Annotated in this window: 17 protein-coding genes and 1 pseudogene; 3 read left to right on the plus strand and 15 right to left on the minus strand. The window is 61.0% G+C overall.

Features of this window, described 5'->3' with window-relative positions; translation table 11 throughout:
• Together ACCD00_RS18960 and ACCD00_RS18965 are read right to left on the minus strand one after the other, a co-directional pair.
• Positions 1-289 (minus strand): annotated as a pseudogene (locus tag ACCD00_RS18960) (hypothetical protein); the annotation flags it as partial.
• On the minus strand, positions 261-707 hold the full coding sequence (locus ACCD00_RS18965) for an anti-virulence regulator CigR family protein (RefSeq protein WP_413426818.1): 447 nt from the start codon (positions 705-707) through the stop codon (positions 261-263). The gene ACCD00_RS18965 and the pseudogene ACCD00_RS18960, both read right to left, overlap by 29 nt.
• Before the next feature lie 182 nt (positions 708-889).
• On the opposite strand from ACCD00_RS18965, the gene ACCD00_RS18970 reads away from it, so the two are divergent.
• The 3 genes from ACCD00_RS18970 (at position 890) to ACCD00_RS18980 (ending at position 3,260) form a co-directional block, all read left to right on the plus strand.
• On the plus strand, positions 890-1,798 hold the full coding sequence (locus ACCD00_RS18970) for an alpha/beta fold hydrolase (protein WP_413426820.1): 909 nt from the start codon (positions 890-892) through the stop codon (positions 1,796-1,798).
• A gap of 297 nt (positions 1,799-2,095) precedes the next feature.
• Entirely contained in the window at positions 2,096-2,332 is a 237-nt protein-coding gene (locus ACCD00_RS18975) for a hypothetical protein (protein ID WP_413426822.1), read from the plus strand.
• A gap of 190 nt (positions 2,333-2,522) precedes the next feature.
• Positions 2,523-3,260, plus strand: a complete 738-nt coding sequence (locus ACCD00_RS18980; protein WP_413426824.1) for a hypothetical protein — start codon at positions 2,523-2,525, stop codon at positions 3,258-3,260.
• Between the two features lie 34 nt (positions 3,261-3,294).
• On the opposite strand, the gene ACCD00_RS18985 is transcribed toward ACCD00_RS18980, so the two are convergent.
• The 13 genes from ACCD00_RS18985 to ACCD00_RS19045 all read right to left on the minus strand — a co-directional run bounded on the left by ACCD00_RS18985 (position 3,295) and on the right by ACCD00_RS19045 (position 19,202).
• Positions 3,295-4,098 carry a hypothetical protein gene (locus ACCD00_RS18985; protein ID WP_413426826.1) on the minus strand — a complete coding sequence of 268 codons (804 nt, stop codon included), beginning with the start codon at positions 4,096-4,098 and terminating at the stop codon, positions 3,295-3,297.
• Between the two features lie 227 nt (positions 4,099-4,325).
• Positions 4,326-5,480, minus strand: a complete 1,155-nt coding sequence (locus ACCD00_RS18990; protein WP_413426828.1) for an OmpA family protein — start codon at positions 5,478-5,480, stop codon at positions 4,326-4,328.
• 26 nt (positions 5,481-5,506) lie between these two features.
• The gene (tssE, locus tag ACCD00_RS18995) at positions 5,507-5,941 is read right to left on the minus strand and encodes a type VI secretion system baseplate subunit TssE (protein WP_413426830.1); all 435 of its coding nucleotides are present in this window, start codon (positions 5,939-5,941) and stop codon (positions 5,507-5,509) included.
• 3 nt (positions 5,942-5,944) lie between these two features.
• The gene (tssJ, locus tag ACCD00_RS19000; RefSeq protein WP_413426832.1) at positions 5,945-6,481 is read right to left on the minus strand and encodes a type VI secretion system lipoprotein TssJ; all 537 of its coding nucleotides are present in this window, start codon (positions 6,479-6,481) and stop codon (positions 5,945-5,947) included.
• Positions 6,462-7,559, minus strand: a complete 1,098-nt coding sequence (gene tssG, locus ACCD00_RS19005; RefSeq protein ID WP_413426834.1) for a type VI secretion system baseplate subunit TssG — start codon at positions 7,557-7,559, stop codon at positions 6,462-6,464. Before tssG ends, tssJ begins: the two co-directional genes overlap by 20 nt.
• On the minus strand, positions 7,523-9,292 hold the full coding sequence (gene tssF / locus ACCD00_RS19010; RefSeq protein ID WP_413426836.1) for a type VI secretion system baseplate subunit TssF: 1,770 nt from the start codon (positions 9,290-9,292) through the stop codon (positions 7,523-7,525). The genes tssG and tssF overlap by 37 nt, the downstream gene beginning before the upstream one ends.
• A gap of 24 nt (positions 9,293-9,316) precedes the next feature.
• Positions 9,317-10,903, minus strand: coding sequence for a type VI secretion system protein TssA (gene tssA, locus ACCD00_RS19015; protein WP_413426838.1), 1,587 nt, complete (start codon positions 10,901-10,903; stop codon positions 9,317-9,319).
• A complete protein-coding gene (locus tag ACCD00_RS19020) occupies positions 10,900-14,268 on the minus strand; it encodes an ImcF-related family protein (protein ID WP_413426840.1) in 3,369 nt (1,122 codons plus the stop codon). The genes tssA and ACCD00_RS19020 overlap by 4 nt, the downstream gene beginning before the upstream one ends.
• Positions 14,261-15,397 (minus strand): hypothetical protein, encoded by a 1,137-nt coding sequence (locus ACCD00_RS19025; protein ID WP_413426842.1) that lies wholly within the window; start codon positions 15,395-15,397, stop codon positions 14,261-14,263. Before ACCD00_RS19025 ends, ACCD00_RS19020 begins: the two co-directional genes overlap by 8 nt.
• Positions 15,394-15,657: a PAAR domain-containing protein gene (locus ACCD00_RS19030; RefSeq protein ID WP_111286946.1), complete on the minus strand. Its 264-nt coding sequence runs from the start codon at positions 15,655-15,657 to the stop codon at positions 15,394-15,396. Before ACCD00_RS19030 ends, ACCD00_RS19025 begins: the two co-directional genes overlap by 4 nt.
• Positions 15,657-18,011 carry a T6SS phospholipase effector Tle1-like catalytic domain-containing protein gene (locus ACCD00_RS19035; protein WP_413426845.1) on the minus strand — a complete coding sequence of 785 codons (2,355 nt, stop codon included), beginning with the start codon at positions 18,009-18,011 and terminating at the stop codon, positions 15,657-15,659. The genes ACCD00_RS19030 and ACCD00_RS19035 overlap by 1 nt, the downstream gene beginning before the upstream one ends.
• Positions 17,999-18,508, minus strand: coding sequence for a DUF3304 domain-containing protein (locus ACCD00_RS19040; RefSeq protein ID WP_413426847.1), 510 nt, complete (start codon positions 18,506-18,508; stop codon positions 17,999-18,001). Before ACCD00_RS19040 ends, ACCD00_RS19035 begins: the two co-directional genes overlap by 13 nt.
• 178 nt (positions 18,509-18,686) lie before the next feature.
• Positions 18,687-19,202: a DUF3304 domain-containing protein gene (locus ACCD00_RS19045; protein ID WP_413426849.1), complete on the minus strand. Its 516-nt coding sequence runs from the start codon at positions 19,200-19,202 to the stop codon at positions 18,687-18,689.
• Positions 19,203-19,244 lie beyond the last annotated feature (42 nt).

Below are 19,244 nucleotides of genomic sequence, written 5' to 3' on the forward strand. Positions count from 1 at the left end.
TTCCACCGCCACCGCTCCCACCGCCGTCCTTCGCGTATGCAGAACCCATGATCGACAGGCCGTCAGGGAGTAACGGGGCGGCTGCAAGCATCATGGCGCATGACATTACAGCTACGAGACTCTTGTTTTTAAAAAGCATGATTGCTTCCGTAGGTGGTTGATATCGCGTGGCGTATGACGCGATATCCCTCAGACAGTTCAAGTTGTCACGACAGACGGCTGGAGCACCTTGAATCAGCAGGAAGACGACCTTCCTCAGGTTAATCAAACGCACCGTCGAGAATTTCATAAATCACCCCGGTGGCCAGCGCTACCAGGATCAAATCCGTACCGACCTGCTGCCACTCGTAACCCTCATAGTGGGGCAGTCTGCCGACCAGTCGGCCATCGAGTTTTTTGGCAATGCCCGGTGGAAGCGGCTTGCCTCGGGCGAGGTTCTTTTGAATACCCGGTGGCAAAGCCGGCCCGGGGCTCCAGTAGCCCGTATTCCCGCCAATGATCTCGAGCACGCTGCCTCGATTGATGCTTGGACCATTGCTCCAGTCCCCGCCACCGGAATTCTTGTTCTTGTTGCCATGACTGCCCTGGTTGCCATGGCTTGCCTTCCCGTTGCCCTGGCCGTTACCCGGATCGGCCAGCGCAGTCAGCGGACCGCTGACCAGAGTCAGACAGGTAATCGCTGCAATCAATGATCGAGACCTGAACATGAGTCGCTCCTTCGTGGCGGGAATATTCCCTGAAATTTAGACGCTATTGACGAAGTTGGTTCCATCGAGGCACAGAACCATAAACCGTCTACGCTCATCCGATCGAAGCCTTGCAGGTGTTTGCCGAAGGATGGGGCATGTCGATTGTATGCATCTCACAGCACCTCCCCGGAGACAGCGCCATGATCCGCCCCCTGCTGACCGCCCTCACCCTGCTCGCCTCAAGCGTCGCGGCCCACGCCGATGTCACGCCGTTCCCTGCCTCCTTCCAGACCCAGGACATCCCCGTCGATGGCGTCACGATGCACGTGCGCGTCGGCGGCAAGGGGCCGGCGGTGGTGCTGTTGCATGGCTTTGGCGACACCGGCGACATGTGGGCACCGCTGGCGGCCGATCTGGCGCGGGACCACACCGTGGTGGTGCCGGACCTGCGCGGCATGGGCCTGTCATCGATTCCAGCGGCGGGCTACGACAAGAAAACCCAGGCCGGCGACATCCGCGGCGTGTTGCATGCGCTGAAGATCGAGCACTCGGTGGTCGTCGGCCACGACATCGGCACCATGGTCGCCTTCGCCTATGCCTCGCGCTACCCGGAACACACCGATCGCCTGGTGGTGATGGACGCGCCGGTACCGGGCATTCCGCCGTGGAACGACATCGTGCGTTCGCCAATGCTGTGGCACTTCGACTTCGGCGGACCGGACATGGAACGCCTGGTCGCCGGGCGTGAGCGCCTCTACCTCGACCGCTTCTGGAACGAATTCGCCGGCAACCCGGCCAAGGTCGACGAAGGCACCCGCCAGCACTACGCCAGACTCTACGCCCGCCCCGGCGCCATGCACGCGGCCTTCGCCCAGTTCCGCAGCATTCGTCAGGATGCCGTGGACAATGAAGCGTCGATGGTCAAAAAACTGAGCATGCCGGTACTCGCGGTCGGCGGTGAGAAATCCTTCGGGGCCAATGAGGCCATCGTGATGCGCAATGCGGCGGACAAGGTCACCGAAGTGGTGATTCCGGGGGCCGGGCATTGGCTGATGGAGGAAGCGCCGACGCAGACCATCGCGGCGATTCGCGGGTTTATCGACAAGTGACGTCGAGACCTGCGATTTCCTGCAGGCACAACTCTGAAACCTTGTATGGAATTCCATTCGGTGAGCGCCCATTCGGCCCGAGATACTCGCCGCAACCTTCTTCGATATGAATCCACCCTTGATACGTCGCAGATACTTCAATGCGTGGCGCTGTTTCCCGATTGTTACCTCAGCGCCGCAGTTGTCACTTCTGCGCCGCCGAACTGGCCAATAGAGTATGGCCGTCGGTGTGCAGCAGGGTCGTCGACTTGTCGGCCCGCGCCGGCACCGATCCCCCCATCACGGAAGAGGTGAATCATGAGTTTCGTCAAAGTGGAAAAAAACCAGAGCAGCGCCCCGTCGGAAGCCGACATGAAAAAAGCCATGGTCGAGTCGGGCGGCAAGCCGGGCGAGGTCACCGGGACCAATGCCGCCCGCACCCTGACCTACACCGGCGTGGTCAATCACACGGTGTACGAGAACAAGCTGATCGAGGTCGCCAAGGGTAAGCGCACGAGCTGGAACTTCGTCTGGGCCGATGCCAAGGCCGCCTGAGGTCAAGGCGGGGCGGCCGATTGGCTGCCCCGCTGACTTGCCCCCTGATACAACCCCGATACCCGCTTGTAACACCAAGACACTTAGCCGCCCTGCCCCTCGCCCCTAGAGTGAAGCCGTCAATGGACTGCAGTGCCAGGCGCCAGCAACCCATTGATTGTCCAACACACCACCAAGGAAGAGGGAAACCATGAGCAAATCAATCGCTGTCAGCCAACAGAGCCAGCAGCTTCACAATGATGTGCAAGAAGCCGTCAAGTCGATCATGGGTGCAACGCAACTGAAGACGTCGGATTACGGCCCGGTATTGAGGTCGGCCCTGGCGGCTTCGCAAAAAACCGTCACCATCGAAATCGCCGCCGGCGACCTGACGCTGCTGAAGAAGTCCGGCTACAAGCTGTGCTTTGCCAAGAAGGTGGGTGACGCCGACTACAACGTGGTCTGGCAGTCCTATGACGCTTACCTGAGCAACAACGAGTTCAGCTGGACGCCTCAATATCAGCTGTTTGCGTCCAACCTGTTCAAGGCAAATGTGCAGGTCAAAGTCTCGACCAATATCGTCAATATCGGCCTGGGGCAAACATCGACACTCGATGAGCACGGTCTGTTGAGTTCGGCGGTTACCGGAGGACCGAACATTTCCATGACCTTTGTAAACGACTACGCACCCATCCATCCGGGTATCAACCAGCTATCTACCGGCATTGATGGCACTCAGGTCAGCACCCCCATTTACGTTGCGGTGGATCAGGTCGTCACCGGTGAAACCGTGCTGACGCCGGTGGAAACCATCCTCGTGTGGTTCGAACAGAACGTACAGACCAGCACCATGTTCAGTACCTCACGCTCCAAGGCGATCGAAATCGACTTGACGTTCGATAACACCGCAGGTCGCCTTTACGAAGGCGGTCAGTGGAAAACCGTGTAACCGTCATGCCGGGGCAACCTTGCGGTTGCCCCTTTCACTCCTCGTTGCCCGTCGTGGCGAAGTAACCCGTCAGCGAGCGGCAGATCGACTGCGCGAGGTCCTCCTGGGTGGCGATGCCATAGGGTCGATCACGATCGAACTGCGCCGACCAGCGAATCCGCCCCTGCGCCACATCCACCAGACGCAATGACGCTCGCACCCGCGAAGGCTCGACCCGCACGCTGCCCTCCAGGCAATAGCTGTAACGCCCGCCACGCTTGAAGTCCGGTACCGGTTCGCTGTTGCGTGCCACCCGCATCAACACATGATTGGTCCCGGTCTGCGCCTGTTCGAACGACTCGAACAGGCGGCAGCTCAACTCCTCGCACAAGCCCCGGGTAAAGTCATCGCCATCGCGGGTGAGGCAGGTAAACGGCTGGATCTGGACCACCGGATGGCGAGTGCCGACGCCCTTGGGCCGCAGCCGCTGATAGGTCAAGCGATAACACCCGGGTGGAATGCTCAAGCGCACCGGGTCCTGCTGGCCATTGCCGGCGTAATGCGCTGCGAGCTTGCGCCGCAAGCGCCCCACCTGGACTCGCACCACCGGATCGTCGCCCGTGCAATACACTGCCGGGTCACGACGAAACACCGCGATGCCGATGGCGTGTTCGGTCAGCGGCGTGTTGCAAGCCTGAAGGTCGTGCTCGACCAGAAAGCGCAACAGACCGCCCATGCGCCTGGACTTGGCAAACAACGGGCTGGCCAGCAACAGCGCCAGCACCCGCTCGATTTCTTCCCGATCGAGCGGCACGGGAACCCCCGCCGCAGTCGAATCGGCCATGCTTTTGATCACCATCGCCTGCCTCCGTGCAGGTTGCCGACAGGAATGGATGTCGCGCTCCGTAATTACCCTTGCAGCGTGAGCAGGAATGAGGCTCGGGCACTGCAACGACCAAGCGTAGCAGCCGTGTCGATATCGGCAGGCAATTGCGATGGTAGCAACCCGCCATCCGACGAACGTTCAATCTCGACGTCTGAAGAATTTGCACGACTTGCCCGCTTGTGGCCGCTGAGCCATTGCCCTCAGCCGCTGGCGAAGGGCTGCCCGCAGGCGCCCGCCTGCGGCACCAGCTGGATATCGACACGGCGGTTGGCCGCACGACCGGGTTCGGTGTCGTTGCTGGCGACCGGCTGGCTGGCAGCAAGTCCCTGGACGGCAAAGCAGCTGTCCGGCAGGTCGCCCATCCGTTGCATCCAGCCACGCACGGCAATGGCGCGGGCGTGGGATAGCTGCCGATTGTGCTCAGGACTGCCGCTGGCATCCGTATGCCCGGTGATCACGATCAGCCAGCCTGGCTGGGCCTTGATGTCGGCCAGGGCGCTGATCAAGACCTTGGTCGAGTCGGGCTTGAGCTGCGCACTGCCCGCTTCGAACAGTGAAAGACTGTCCAGTCGCACGGGGTCACGGATCACCTGCCCCGGTTGGAAGAGGCCCCGGAGACCCGGCCGGCCCTCACCATTCCCGGTCGAAACGCTCCACCAGACCCCGCTGGCCAGTACCAGCGTGGCCGCCACTGCACCCATCAGGAACGCGGTGCGACGCCTCGATGTTTTCATCTCGGGCATAGGCATAGGGGCAGCCGGCAAAATCACAACGGGGGTGACCAGTGCCCGTTCAGGGGCAGCCACTGCCAGCGGTACCGTGGTGCCCGGCAGCTGGCTTTGCTGCACGCGGAACATGACACTCTGGAGCTGCTGGCGCAGGGTCTGCAAGGCGACCACGGGAACCGCTGCCTGCAGATCCAGGCGTGATTGCAGATGCTCCATTTCAACCGCAAGGTGAGCGAGAGCCGTCAGGTTTCGTTCATGCACTTCCAGGCTGCGCAGCAACCATTGCAGTTGAGCGAATAGCCAGGCCAGGATTTCCAGGCGGGAAGATGGCGCGGGCGGCCACACGCCGGACCACTCACCGGCAAGTGCCTCGATCAGTGCAATCCCCTGGGTCATGCCGTCAAGTCCGCAGCGGTGACTGCGTGCCAGCGCGAAGGCTGCCGCCGTCTGCAGATCCGCTCCGTTGCACTGGAAAAGTACCAGGCATAACTGCTCCACCCTGGCCCAGTCCACATCGGGACAGGCTGGGTGACTCAGTTTGGCCAGTTCATCGCGCAGAGCCGCACACTCAGCAAACTCGCGCGGATCACCGCCCACGCGAATTCGCATTTCAAATAACGCCGTCATCCGGCCTCCCTTCCTTGCAGATTCGATTACGACAGCCAGTTGCGCTGTTTGAGGTGACGCACCACGACTTTGCCCTGCGCGGCCAGGGTCGTGCCGAACGTCACCCGGCCGCCGCCCTTGAGTTGCGCCTCCAGGGCATATTCCAGGTGCCCCGGTTGAACCTGTGGCAGCTGCTCGATGCTCACCGCCGCCAGACGTGGTTCGTACTTGATCAGGGTATCTTGCAGCGTCCTCATCAACCCCTGTGCCGAGGCGGGCAACCCCTGCAGGATCACGCCCATGTCCGGGAGCCCGTAATCGGGCAAATGAGCGAGAGTACCGGCACGGCTGTTGAGGATGCGCTGCACATTGTCCAGCACCGACAGGGTGTGCTGATCCTCTTCACTGACCTGGGACAGTTCCAGGTCACCGTCGAAGTTCTGCAGGAGCGTTTCATAGAGCGAAGGATTCAACTCGGGCATTGGTTACTCCTTGGCCAACGGTCGCAGGGTCAATCGGTTATCCCCCAACTCGACGACGCGCGCCCGGTCCGGCTCCAGGTCATCGCGCGACAGCGTCAGGCGCCAGGTATTGCGCTCGGTGTCGGGCAGGCGAAACAACGCGACCACCGAGATGAACCGTGCGTCCTTATCCATCGGTACATTCAGTTGCATCCCTTCCCCGGGCTTGACCACCACGGCCCGCGTGTCCAGCAGGTCGCCGGACAGCACACTGTCGTCATCGCCCAGCAGGCTGTCGTAGGCAGCCTTCTGTACTTTCCTGTCATCGCGCAATTGGTACACCCGCACCAGCGTTGGCACCGACAAGCCATTCATGTCTGTCCCATCGGTGTTGGTCGCCACCCGGGCATTCAAATCCAGGTGCAGGGTTTTCACCTGTTTGTAAAACATCGCCCGGCCGATGGACGCGGTGGAATCGCTCGCCGATTGGGTCAGACCGCAGCCAGCGAGCAACGCGGCGAGTGCAACGATCATCAGTGGGTTAATAGCGGTACGCGACATGCTGTAGTTCCTTGGCGTCGGGATTGCTTTTCAGGCCTTGGTAGCGGCCCAGATTGATCGTGATGCTGTGGTCTTGCGCGTCCTGCCGGGTATCTCGGCCCGCGCTCAACATGCCGGTCATGCCGAGCAGTACGGGGGCTCCTCCCAGAACCGCTTGCGGCAGGCTGCGTACGGGCAGCGATAGCTGCAGTCGGGCGGTGCAGCGCCAGCCCAGGTAAACCCGCAGCAGTACCAGCAGATCGTTGTACAACTGGCCATGGGGCAGCCAGCCACGCGCCTCGTCTTGATCCTCGGTGAACAGCGCCAGATGCAATTGGCTGTTGGCGTCGTACCCGACAGCGCCGAGCGGCATGCCCTGGGACAGGCTCACCGGGTGACGCGTGGACAGGCTTGCCGGCTGCGCCAGGGCAATCTTCTGCGGCCAGTGCGGGGTCACTTTCACTCGGGTATCGGGCGCAAGCAGCGTCACCAGCGCGATGATGCCCTCGGCATTGCGGGTGGGCAGGCGCATCGCGCCAAGCAGCGCCAGGAAGCGCGAGACCGGTGTGGCGATGCGCTCGGTGGTGCCGGGAATTCCCAGGCCGATCAAGCCCAGCAGGCATTGCGAAGTCGCATCGCTACCGCCTGCTTCGAAGGTGGCCGGGTACGAGTACTTGCGCCAGATGCGATAGAACTGGGTGAAGATACGGTGATTGAAAATATCGAGGAAAGCCTCCAGCGCCTGATGGCCTTCCCGACGCTGGGCGATATCGTCCAGAAAAGTCGTCGGCATTGGCGAATCCACGCCATACAGGCCGAGCAGACGCGTGCGTACCGTGGCCGGGCGCCGAGGATGATTTTCATCGGTTTCGATCGCTTTCAGTTCTCCGGCAGGAAAACCCATGCCCGGATCGGGTCGAAAGCGTACCGGGTCGTCTGCCGGGTGCGTGGTGCTGCCCAGAGGCGGCCGATCGGGCAGTGCCTGCTCCAGCAACTGGCAGAAGCGATACAGACTGGCCTCGGCCACCCGCCCCTCCAGCGCCTCCAGCAGTCCACTGGCTTTCAGCCGGGAATACGCTGACTGTGGTTCTCGTTCCATCGCAGGCACTTTCCAGTAGGTTGAAGAATCAGCGTGAGCTGGTTGAACAGGTGTATGTCGGCGTACAAACCGAAGAAGCGATGGAGCATTTCGCCGAACAGGCTGATGTCGCCTTCACCGCAAAAACCGTTGGCATCCAGGGTGACCTCGATGTCCACCCCACGCAGCAGAAAACCTTTTTCGAAGCGCTGCACCAGGTGGTGCCTGACCTCGACGATGGCCGCCAGGCGCCGCCGGTTCAGCTCACTGCCGGTCCAGTCGTACAACGCCAGGGTGCCGCGCAGCACTTCGGCGTTGTCGAGCATTGGCAGGAAGTTCGAGCCCAGGTGGCTGAGTACTCGCCAGTGGAAACGGTCGCGGTTCGGCGGATAGCACGGCAAGGTCGGCGCACAGAGGTTGCGTACTCGCAAGTCCGTCTGTGTGGACTGCACCAGGGTGTCGAGCAAGGTGCTCTGCAACGCCTTGCGCGGCAGTTGGCCGTGGGTGCCGGTCAGGTGCAGGGACAGGCTTTCGTCGTTACGCAGATTGTCCTTGTCAAAGCCCTCGCCGCCGAGGATCAACCAGGTATCGTGCAGGCCATTGGCACCCTGTTTCAGGCGGGTATGGAAGTAACGCTCTGGCGCTACATCGCGCAGCATGCCGCCCTTGTGGCGGAAACTGGTGAATGGCACGTAGTCGTGGCGCTCGGCGTTCTTCGACGCGGTGACCCGATCCACCGAATAGATCTCCGTATGACCGTCCTGCAAGCGCATGGGACGAAGCAGGTAGTCCGTCTGCAACGGTTGCAGCGTCAGCGGGTCGGACTCCAGCGTGAACAGATTGATCACCGGCACCGCATGCAGGCGAATGTGCTCGGCGCTCAGGTTGAAAGCTTGAGGCCAGGACTCGCGCAGGACCACCTCCAGTTCAAACCAGGCTATACCCGTTGCAAACTTTAAATGCTCGAGCCCGCACAAGGTCACGAACATGAATTTTTCGCGGAAGGTGAAATATTCCAGCAGCAACTGATACCCGCTGAAGGCGCTGTCACCCTTGGGCCACAGACGATCCTCTTCGGCAAAGCCCTTGGTCGCGAAATGCCCCTCCAACGGTTGACGCTCCGAGTCGCCAGGCAGGCGTACGTACAAGGCCTGGGTATTGAGGGTCAGCGCCTGATGCAACGCGCAGGCCAGCGGCGCGTCGGCATTGAGGTACAGCGGCAGGCGACTGAGGTCAATCTGGTTCCAGTCGGTCATTGCACCGCAGGTAAAGCGAAGTCGCAGCAACGAACGCCCGTCGGGTTCGTGAGCCAGTCGCACGGACTCGAGAGCCAGCGGCCGTAACGTCAGATCCTGGGTGGTGGTGTAGCGGCAACGGGTTCGCTGCGGGCCGATGGGCTGCGACAGTACTTCAAAACCGGTTGCGATCACTTCGCTGTGCTTCAACTCGTCCAGCTGCGGTGAAAGCTCGACAATCGATAGCGATGGAATGGTGCGCAGGTAATGCGGCCACAACAGACTGACAAGGCCTTCGGTCAACTCCGGCAGATCATCGTCGAGCTTCTCGCGCAGGCGCCCCATCAGGAAGGCGAAGCCCTCGAACAGGCGCTCCACATAAGGATCGCGCGCGCCGGGCTTGTCCAGGTTCAAATGCGCAGCCCGGTCCGGAAAAGCCTCGGCAAATTCCTGGCCGGCCTCACGCAGGTAGCGCATCTCGGCGTCGTAATAACGCAGTGTCAGATTGTCCATGCTCACAATAAAAATCCTGATGAATGAGGGTTAGCCGCACAGCACCGCGGCGCGTACCGGATCGATGGCCACCAGCGCCGCCAGCAGTGCGTCCATTCGCTGGCCCAGGGCGGTTTTGTCGGTGTCGTTGCGCTGGGCTTTCAAACGCAACAGCTTGAGCAGCCGGGCCTTGACCTCGAAACTCAGCTGCGGCTCCCACTGCGCCAGCGCCTGGCGCTGCGCGGTCGCGTCCAGCTCGCCGAGCAGATGCAGCGCCAGATCACTCTTGCCGTACTGCTCGGCCACCCGCGCCATCAGCAGGTGCAACAACCAGCGCTGTCGGCCGGTGTGAATGTCGGGACGCTGCGCCAGCCAGGCCAGCGCATGCTCGACGCCGTCGCTGTCGGCCTGCGCCAGGGCTTCGCTCTCCAGCAACAGGATCTCGGTGTCCGCACTTGCCGGTGCGGCGGACGGTGCAGGCAACCACTGCTGTTGGCGATTGCCGCTGACGTGCTGGGTGATCCACTCGCGGGTGGTCTCATCGGCGAAAGGCGTGCCGTCGCTCCAGCACAGCGTTTCCAGGCCCGGCAATCGGTCGAGGAACATCCCCAGGTCGCGCTTGGCGATATCGGCCCAGCTGTCCTGGGGCGCGGGTTGTTTGCTCAACGCCTGGCAGGTGTACCACTGCAGATCCAGCCAGAAATGATTGACGCCTTCGGCGTAGATTCGCTCGACCTGATCGAGCAACTCGCTCCAGCTCTGCTGCAGATACAGGCGCTTGAGTTGCGCCCGGTAGTCGCCCCGGGGCGGCGTCAGGCGCGTCAGGCCATTGGCGTCTTGAGGCGGCGTTTGCTGCACCGTGTCCCAACGCAGGCTCTTCATCAGGCGATGGGCCGCCAGCCAGCCCTGGGGTTGTTCGCGCAGATACCCGGCGAGCGCCCGACCACTGTCCAGCAGATCACGACCGGATTTGATGGCCGTCGCAGCGGCTGCACCGGTCTGGACATTGGCGTCATGGCTGGCACTGTTCTGCGGCACCAGTGCATCCACCCCGCCGGACTGCGCCAATCGCGCGGACAATGCGCCATACAGCGCGTCCAGCGCCGGACGTTGGTCCTGAGGCCATGCGTCCAGTCCGCGCTCGAGCCAGGCCAATGCCGTCACCGTGCGCTCCGCTTCGTCCTTCACCACTTCCGGGTACAGCGACAGGCAGTCGAGCACCTTGGCGCTGGTCAACCACTCCAGGGCCATCTTGCGGCTATTGGGCCGCATGGGCAGGACTTGTTCGGCGTAGCGTTCGATCAAGGCCGCCAACAATTCCAGGCCATCGGCCAGACCGGCCTCACCGTCCTTCTGCAAGCGCGCCCACAGGTAGTAGGTGGCCACGCGCAGGTCCTTGCAGCGCTGGGTGAGCAGTTTCTGCGCCAGTTGCATCACCAGGTCGGCGTCCGCGCCGGACAGCTTGTTGACCTCCTCGCGCATGCACTGGAAGTCGTCGTCGTAGCCGGGGTCTTCGCCGACCGGTGATTCAACGCTGATGGGCTGCAACCAGGCTTGCCAGCGTTCGGCGTGCAGCCGGGCCAGAGACAGGGCGTCACGCTCACCCAGGCAGCGGGCGATCAGGCTTCGCAGGCTCATTCGACACTCCCGTTTTGCGCTACTGCCGCACCGCTCTCACCGACGAAAATCTGCGTCGGCAACTTGAAGTCCCGCAGCTTGAGCAAGGTCAGCGGGCCCGCCCCCAGTTCCGTGCGCAGGTACCAGGTCAGGTCGATGCCATCGGGGGCCCTGAGCTGCAGGCGGACCTGGCTGCCACTGTCGGTCAGCGGCGTGACCTTAGCTTTTTCCAGCAGGCGGATCAGGCCCCAGGTGCCTTCGTAATCGCCGAACAGGCGCTCACCGGCAACCACGCTGGTCCAGGTCAGGCGGGTACCTGGATGGCTGGTGAAGCCCGGCCAGCTGAAGCGTTGCCAGCTTTCTTTCTGGTTGAAGTAGTGGTGTTTTTCGCCGTTGAGGATGAAGGTGGTTTGCACCACATCGCGTACCGGTTTGCCCTGCAATTCGAAACTCATGCCCATGCCGCCGTCGGTGTAGAGCACGTCGGCCAGGTGGCTGAGCTGGTTGATCGCTGCGAGGAACTGCGGGTTGAAGCGCAGGCCCTGGCTGTGCCGCGAGTCGGCCACCCAGCGGCTGCCTTCCTTGCGCAGCACGCCGCCCAGTTGTTGCTGCAGGAATTGTTCGATGCGCCCGGAATCGGCGCGGATCATCTGCCCGAGCATGGGCAGGGAAGCGTCGTTGGTGGTGGCCGCAAAGGGGTAGCGGCCGGCGAAAGCGCTGTGCCAGTCGCTGACGATCGCCCGTTGCCACTGGCTGTTGAGGCCCGCGGCCGAGGGTTGCAGGACGCGTTGCCAGGCCTGTTCCAGCGGCTGCACGAACAAGGTCTGGCCGACGCTGTCCCACTCTGCGCCGAGGCTGGCGGCGAGCAGGCTGGCGTAGGCCTGGGTGTCGGTGAGGTCGACGTTTTTGCCCTGGAACACGCTTTGGGCCAGGGCCTGGATCATGGCTTGCGGGTCGGTGGCACTGCGCACTTGCTGCAATTTCAGGCGCACTTGGGTAACGCGGTTGAGGAAGGCGTGCAGGCTCAGGCGTTCGTCGTTTTTGCCTTCGGCGTCCTTACCCAGCAAGGCCAGCAGCGGGCCGAAGCTGGCGTCCAGCGGATGGCTGAGGGTGGGCTGTTCGATCACTGGCACCGGGTCCTGAGCGATCAGTTTTTGCGCCGACTTCACCAGCGAATCGGCCAAGGCCTGCCCGCGCGCGCCGGCCTGGCCCTGATACGCCAGGGTGTTCATCAGCGCGATCAGCGGTGACTGGCGCACGTCGCTCATCAGCGCCAGTTGATCGATCACCTCGCCGAGGCTGTCCACCGGCTGCCAGCGCAGGCTGTTGAGGAAGTCCAGCCAGGCGTTGGCGTAGTCCTGGAAGTAGCGCTCGGTCAGCTGTTGGCGCAACTGGTCCGGGGTCAGCTCGGCGGCGAGGTCTGTCGGGCGGTCGCTGAGCACCCAGTCGATTTCCTCGCGACGGGCCTCGGCGATGGCGTCGATGGCGCCGCGCACCTGGCCTTCCCAGGCCTGGCGGGTGAACACGCCGGAGACGGTTTTATTGCTGACAAACAGCGCCCGGGCATCGGTGTCGCCGACCATCTGCGGCAGGCTCAGCGCCGGGTAGTGATTGGCCGCGTCGTTGAGGACTTTTTGATACAGGCTGGCCTGGGCGTTGCGCTGGCCCAACTGGCCGAGCAGCACTTGGCGGACTTGCGCCACCAGTCGTTTATCGGGCTCGATGCGCCAGTCCGGGTGCTCCGCCAGTTGCTCGGCGTAGAACTGCCAAAGGATTGGCGACAGGGCTTGCCAGAGGCCCGGCGAAATACCGGTGCGTTGTGGTTGCGCCTCACCAAGGGTCTGGGCGAGGAAAGTTGCGTCGGCTTTTTCCGGATGGGCCAACATCAAGTAGGCCTTGAGCTGCGCGTAGGCGGCAGCGGCGCCGGTGACACGCTCGGGGCTGTCCGGGGGCAGTTTGAGCAAGGCGTTGAGTTGCTGTTGCAGAGTGGCGGCAGCCGGGTCGCGCAGCAGGCGGTTGTTGGCCTCCACAAAACGTGGCCATAGCGTTGCCAGCAGTTGCTCGTTGTGGTTCAGGCCGAAGCGTTGATACCAGGGGGTGCCGTATTCGGCGCGGTAATCCAGGCGACCCAATTCCCGGGCGACCTCATAGAGAGCGCGCAATTGTTCGTCAGCAGATTGCGCCTGGTGCATCGCTGTGACGGCCGTCTGTACCTCGGCGATGTGCACGCGGTTGCTCGCGAACGAGTACAACAGGCCGGCGCCCCATACCGCGATCAGACCTAACGCCAGCACATGGCCGACTCTCGCAGCGCCCCAACCGAAGCGACGGTGCTGAACCGCCTTGTCGCCGAGCACGCCTTCCCAGGGCGGGGTGACATGCCAAAAGTGCTTCGCGTGTTCATGAGCGCCCTGCAACGGCAAGCTGAACCACAACCCGCGCAACGGCACACCACGGTCAAACACACGCCACAACGGATCAAGCGCCTGCCGCCAGCGGGCAATGCCCTCGACCTGAAGATCGCGAGCCAGGCGCACCAGAAAGTCATGACCCATAACGTCGCGCATCTGCGTCCAGCCTGCCTGACGCAGGGGATCGAGCAGGCTGTCCAGCGAGGTTTCCAGAGCCTGCGCCGTGGCAGGTGACGGCAACAGGCAACCGACCGGCTGGGTCGGACGTTTGTCCTGTTTCCATTTGCTATCGCAGACCTGCCACAAGTGCAGCGGTAGTTGCCAGCGCAGTTGGCAGGCCAGTTCTTGCAAGTGACGCGCGCCGACGTCCATGGCGGCGGTGTCGGCGCTTTGCGCTGTGTTCAGCGCCCAGACCACACCATCCAGCGGGCGCCAGCGGGTCAAGCCATGCCAGCGTGTGCGCCATGATTGGTCCAGTTGGCTTTGTGCGCTGCCGCCCCAGAGCAGGATGGTGTCGTGGCTTGCGAGCCATTTTTTATCTCTGAGGGTTGGAGCGATGGCGTCGATCTGATCAGGTTCGCCAACCATGAGCAGCAAGCGGAATTTATGGCGCCAGAGCAGGTTGTGATTTTCGAGGAGGTATTTCCTTAGCCCCGGCACCCATGAGTCATTCGCTGAAGCGTCCTCTTTGCTCAACGGCGAAGTCGCCATCGCGCCCGTTGCGCCAACCACTCGACTCGATTGAGTGACTGCCAATCGATCCCACGCCAGCAGTACCACCGGGCAGAACCAGCACAAGGCAAACCAGGTCCCGGCCCCCCACAGCGCCAACGATTTGAGTGGCAGTCGAGGCCAGCCGAAATACTCGCGGCTCAAGTCGTACAGCAGACAACCGAACACCACCAGTACCGTCAACACCAGCAGATAACCCAGTCCCACCTTCTTCAGAGAGCCTTCGCCCGTCTTCTTAATCATTGCCATGAGGCACCGCCATTCCTATAGCCAATCGATTGTTTCCGTCCTGGCTCAGCCAGCCACAGGGCTGTCCGGCCTCCATTGCCTGCAACAACGCCAAGGACATGCCGATGAAGGGCGCCAGCTGCGCCAATACGCCCCAGTGCCCTGACAATTGATGTTCGGCAGACTGCCAGCCGCCTGCCACGAAAGCGCCCTGACTGGTTTTATCCAGCGCCAGGCAAGCCGGCGGTGCCGCGTCCAGCCCGGCGTAGCGCTGTAGCTGCACACAGAGTTCAGCGGGCGATTCATCGGGCTCGCGCAACAGGTACTCGCCCCTGTGCAATAACTGCCGGCCCTGATGGCTCACCAACCAGAGAAATCCTGCTTCACCGGGCAGATCCGGCTCGTCAGCGCTCGGCACCGACATCACCCCGGCGCAGAGCACCCAATCCGCCTCGTCGCAACAGTCGTGGTGAAACGCATCAATGAGCGTGTCCAGATCGCTCAGGTCATCCAAAGGCATGCGCGCTTCGGGCAACACCACGCCGCCCTTGGCCACTGCCTTCAAATAGGCGCTTTGACTGGCCTCATCCCCGATCCAGGCGATCCCTCGCAACGACGGCCATCGTTCTTTCAACTCGGGGAGTTCAAGGGTCATCCGCGCCAGGCGTCGGGCCAACGCCGGAGCACGCTCACTGGACGAGCCCAGCGCCACCGGGCAGCACAACATGGGTTGTGCGGCGCCATCCGGCTTCGATGGCTTGGGTGCGGGCGCACCGGCCATCAAACCGTGGTAATGGGTTTGCTCATCGCCCACGGGCCCCAGCAGCAACACTTGCTCCACCGGCAGACCCAGGCACCGCCACCCCCACCAGCGCTGCACAGCGGCATCAACCGTGCGCCGATACACATCGCGGTTGAACAGGCCGATTTGCCACCCCAGCACACGCAGGGCCAGTGCCAACATCCAACACAACGGCAGCACGGCACTCCATAACCAGAGCTCCAGTCGTGGCTGATCCTCTGGCCATAACGACAACAACACCGCCGACTGCAACCCCCAGAGCCACAGCAAAGCGAGCCACCAGCGTCGCCAACGGGGTTCGCGCGGTTCGATAACGTCCGGGTATTGCGGCGCCCGATTCATGGCGCCGACATCATTGACGAAGCGGCAAGGGAGCTGACCAGTTGGCAGCCGCATTCACACTGGCACCCATCCAGCGCCACGGGCGTGTCGTCCATGGTCGCTATCGAGGTGCCCTCCTTGATGCGTGTCAGCCCGTGCAAATCGCAGCGGGCCTGATCCCCCACGCAGGCCACCGGGAAACCGAAGGCCTCGTAGTGACCTTCAAGCACTTCACCACCGAAAGGGCTGAGCGAGTCGCCCATGCGTACCAGAGGCAACATCACACGTCCTCCCCGGTGAGTTCGAACAAACTGCCCGCCTCGCGCAACATGGCGGTGGTTCGATCGATCATCTGCGCATAGTTTTCCTCAGCAATCTGCTGCTTGAGCTCAGCCGCCACCTGGCCGATATGAGCCGTGGGTTTGAGCAACTGTGCAGCCTCCGGCAGGAACGGCAGCGCCACACCCCGCGCCTTGTCGATCACCTGATAACCGATGGTGGCGCCACCGATGCCCGCGGCCAGCCCGCCAACCCCGCCCAGCACCCCACCGCGCTTGATGCCGTAGACCGTTGCACCGGCGAGCATCGCCACGCCCAGTATTCGTCCAGCCACCACCACGGGTGCCAGGTCCCGGCTGTTGGCATTGCCGAAATACGTCATGCGATAGAAGAAATAACCGGCCCACAGCTCACGGGATTTCAACGCGTCATGCATGAACCAGGCCCGGGAGTCGTGTATCTGGTCATCGAACAGCGCGACCACCAGCGCCATGCGCGGGTCGGTGCTGGGTGTGCCTCGGTCATCGCGGAACAATTGTTTGGTGCGCAGATCACCTGCGGCCCTGATCGCGGCGTGGTCTTGCAATTCATCGTTTTCGTTGAGCAGATAGATGGCGTCGCGCAAGATCACATCGGTGATCGTACCGGCCGCACTGGTTTGCTTGCGGTCGAAGCCTTTGTAGTCGCGTTTGAATTCCGCAGCCGCCTCGCTGAGCTGGGTTTTGTCGATCTGCGGTTCGTAGATGGGCGGGCCGGGGTGGTTCGTTGCCGCCTCGGGCGCTTTCAGCCGATCGGCCAGGATGATTTTTTTCTGCTTTTCGTAGGCCTCGCGTTGTTGTTCGGTCTCGTAGCCAGTGATTTCGTTGGCCTGGGTGAAAAACGGCTGATGCTTGTAACTGTCGTTGTTCTGCAACGGGTCATTGGCATAACGACCGATGCGCCAGCCGGTGATCCAGCCCAGTTGATCGGCGAGGGTTTCTTCCACGGTGATGCCGAGTGGTTGCGGTTTGTATTCCCAGGGTTTTGTGTGGGTGGGGGTGTCGGCGGTGATGCCTGGGAGGGTGTAGCGCCAGGCGTTGAAGCGTTCGATGACTTGCTGATTGACCACAAACTCTGACAAGGTTTGTGGCCCCATTTCCCGCCAAGACTTCTGCTCCAACAAATTTATCGGCAACACTGCTTCCGGCACCTGCAACGGTGCGCCCGCTGCAAATGCTTCGGCATAGAGGTCGTGCAGGACAATCTGCGATACCAGTTCATCAGTACCGCCACGAGCCTTGCCCTGGTCATTCTGCGGATAACCACCCCCGACATCGGAATGCACACCGGGGTACACCACTTCAAAGGTGTTGGGCGGGTACTGACCGTCCTCGTTGCGGATCGAGTCCAGCGGAAAACACGAGCGCTGCTCGAAGGCCGCGACGAAGTGCCGGCAGCGTTTGACGAAGCTCGGAAACTTCGCGGCGTCAGGCAGCAACTGACTGTCATCGGCCCAGTCCATGTGCCCGGCGAAAAAAGGCGCCGCATGGGCGATACCGACCGAGGCGACGGTGTCCAGCACACCGAGAAATTCGACGCTGACTGGCAAACCGATCAGACGTTGTTCGGGGAGGTCGGCGCCGGCCGGCGTATCGAACAGCTGGCTCAGCCAGGTCACGAAGGTGCGAGCCTCAGCCGCGCCGCGCGAGAAGCCGTAAACGTACAGTTTGATTCCCAGTACTTTGGGTTGCCGGGACTTTTCTTTGCATTTCTCCAAAGCCTCCAGCAGTCCCTTCATGACTCGCCGTCGTTTGCCCTTCCCCAGGACGCTCATCAGCGGCTTCCGCCAGGTACTCATGTCTTCGACTGCTTTTTTTCTGTCGGCTTTGGATAACTCTTCGTTGGCCAACGCAACCGTCAGAGCATGAGCCACTGACATTAATGCCCAATTAATGCGATTTTCACCTCCCGTCGCAAACTTCAGCCCATCTTCACTGTAATCCAGTTCGCCAACTTCCGGAAAAGGCGTACCGACACCGGGCATGTAATAAGAGAAATATCCCTTTTTCTCTGCGTTCTCGCCTCTTAGCGAGGCATGAAAAAGCTTGGCGATATTGCTCGGGTGATTCTTCTTCGTATCATTGAATTCGTTATTGTTAGTGCCATCGAAGAACAGACCGATGTGCAGGCTGTGGCAACAATCGTACCGCTGGGACTGTCCTTTGGAATTGACGCTTCGCTGATGACCAAGCTCCTCGGCGGTTTGCTTTTCATAATTGTCAGTCACCGTCACAACATCATCGGGCAAGCGCCCTTCCACTGGAAAAACCGGCGGAGCCCATACCTTGGCGCCTTTATTGTTCTTTACTTCGGACATACGGCAGGCTCCTTCGATTCTCTAGCTTCTTGAATTGGATAATTAGGCGAGCTTGGTGCCCAGCAAGAAGTTGTCACCTTGACTTGATTGCAGGTTAAAAAATGGACTTTAAGATCGCATGATTTGGTTCCCGGCCACTCTGGAATTTCCACAATCGCACTGTAGTGCTGATAGTTTGCTTTATGTTTTGCTTGAGCGGCTCTATAGCCATCAGTTCCTAGCGGCGGCCATTTAGAGTAAGCATAAGGATCGGTATCGACTTCCCACTCAATATTCGCCTTCAAACCTGGGCGCCATTTAATCGGCATGATAATGCAACAAGAACGCCCCCCTCCGCCGTCGGCCCGATAGCCATTAACCGAGAGCCAGTTAATATTGTGCAGCGTATGATTAATTGCTTGTATATTCCCACCAGCCATCTCATTGTCCGCCGTGGAACATCCAACTAATGCCAGTCCCAACAAGCCCAACAACCATCGCACCCTTGTTTTTTTCATAATTATCTCCCTCACCGCTCACTCCCTTATGCAATTTCAGGCTGCAAGGGAAAAACCCTCAGGGGATACTTTCTCTTGCAGCGTTTTGTAATCGTCAGTCACGATCACAACATCACCAGACAAACACCCCGTAGCCGAAAAACTGGGGGCGTCCACGCTTTAGCTTTTGAGTTGTTTTTCATTTCGGACATACAGCGGGTTCCTTCATCTCCCTAGCCTCTTGAATCGGATAGTTAGGCGAACTTGGTGCCCAGCAAGAGGTCGTCACCTTGACTTGATTACAAGTTAAAAAATGCACTTTAAGGTCGCATGACTTTGTTCCCGGCCACTCTGGAATATCTAGGATGGTGGCGTAACGCCGATAATTGGCGGAATGTTTGGCATAAGCATCTCGGAACTCTATTGATGTTACAGATGGCATTTTTGCATGCGGCTCCGGATCTACTTCCCATTCGACATTAACCTTCAAACCAGGCCGCCATTTAGTCGGCATGATGATGCAACAAGAACGTCCCCCTCCACCGTCGGCCCGATAGCCGTTAACCGAGAGCCAGTTAATATTGCTCAACGTATGATTGACAGCTTGTATGTTCCCACCTGCCATTTCATTGTCCGCCGTGGAGCATCCAACCAATGCCAATCCAAGCAAGCCCAACAACCATCGCGCCATAGTTCTTCTCAAAGTTATCTCCATCACCGCTTACTCCCTTATTTCATTTCAGGCCGCATGGGAGAA

It is taken from the genome of Pseudomonas sp. Pseusp3 (assembly GCF_047304225.1).
Classification (GTDB): domain Bacteria; phylum Pseudomonadota; class Gammaproteobacteria; order Pseudomonadales; family Pseudomonadaceae; genus Aquipseudomonas; species Aquipseudomonas fluorescens_CD.

What these genes read in the sequence shown, in the direction of transcription:
- ACCD00_RS18965 (WP_413426818.1), bottom strand. Translation starts at nt 707, where the DNA reads ATGTTCAGGTCTCGATCATTGATTGCAGCGATTACCTGTCTGACTCTG.
- ACCD00_RS18970 (WP_413426820.1), top strand. Translation starts at nt 890, where the DNA reads ATGATCCGCCCCCTGCTGACCGCCCTCACCCTGCTCGCCTCAAGCGTC.
- ACCD00_RS18975 (WP_413426822.1), top strand. Translation starts at nt 2,096, where the DNA reads ATGAGTTTCGTCAAAGTGGAAAAAAACCAGAGCAGCGCCCCGTCGGAA.
- ACCD00_RS18980 (WP_413426824.1), top strand. Translation starts at nt 2,523, where the DNA reads ATGAGCAAATCAATCGCTGTCAGCCAACAGAGCCAGCAGCTTCACAAT.
- ACCD00_RS18985 (WP_413426826.1), bottom strand. Translation starts at nt 4,098, where the DNA reads ATGGTGATCAAAAGCATGGCCGATTCGACTGCGGCGGGGGTTCCCGTG.
- ACCD00_RS18990 (WP_413426828.1), bottom strand. Translation starts at nt 5,480, where the DNA reads ATGACGGCGTTATTTGAAATGCGAATTCGCGTGGGCGGTGATCCGCGC.
- tssE (WP_413426830.1), bottom strand. Translation starts at nt 5,941, where the DNA reads ATGCCCGAGTTGAATCCTTCGCTCTATGAAACGCTCCTGCAGAACTTC.
- tssJ (WP_413426832.1), bottom strand. Translation starts at nt 6,481, where the DNA reads ATGTCGCGTACCGCTATTAACCCACTGATGATCGTTGCACTCGCCGCG.
- tssG (WP_413426834.1), bottom strand. Translation starts at nt 7,559, where the DNA reads ATGGAACGAGAACCACAGTCAGCGTATTCCCGGCTGAAAGCCAGTGGA.
- tssA (WP_413426838.1), bottom strand. Translation starts at nt 10,903, where the DNA reads ATGAGCCTGCGAAGCCTGATCGCCCGCTGCCTGGGTGAGCGTGACGCC.
- ACCD00_RS19020 (WP_413426840.1), bottom strand. Translation starts at nt 14,268, where the DNA reads ATGATTAAGAAGACGGGCGAAGGCTCTCTGAAGAAGGTGGGACTGGGT.
- ACCD00_RS19025 (WP_413426842.1), bottom strand. Translation starts at nt 15,397, where the DNA reads ATGAATCGGGCGCCGCAATACCCGGACGTTATCGAACCGCGCGAACCC.
- ACCD00_RS19030 (WP_111286946.1), bottom strand. Translation starts at nt 15,657, where the DNA reads ATGTTGCCTCTGGTACGCATGGGCGACTCGCTCAGCCCTTTCGGTGGT.
- ACCD00_RS19035 (WP_413426845.1), bottom strand. Translation starts at nt 18,011, where the DNA reads ATGTCCGAAGTAAAGAACAATAAAGGCGCCAAGGTATGGGCTCCGCCG.
- ACCD00_RS19040 (WP_413426847.1), bottom strand. Translation starts at nt 18,508, where the DNA reads ATGAAAAAAACAAGGGTGCGATGGTTGTTGGGCTTGTTGGGACTGGCA.
- ACCD00_RS19045 (WP_413426849.1), bottom strand. Translation starts at nt 19,202, where the DNA reads ATGGAGATAACTTTGAGAAGAACTATGGCGCGATGGTTGTTGGGCTTG.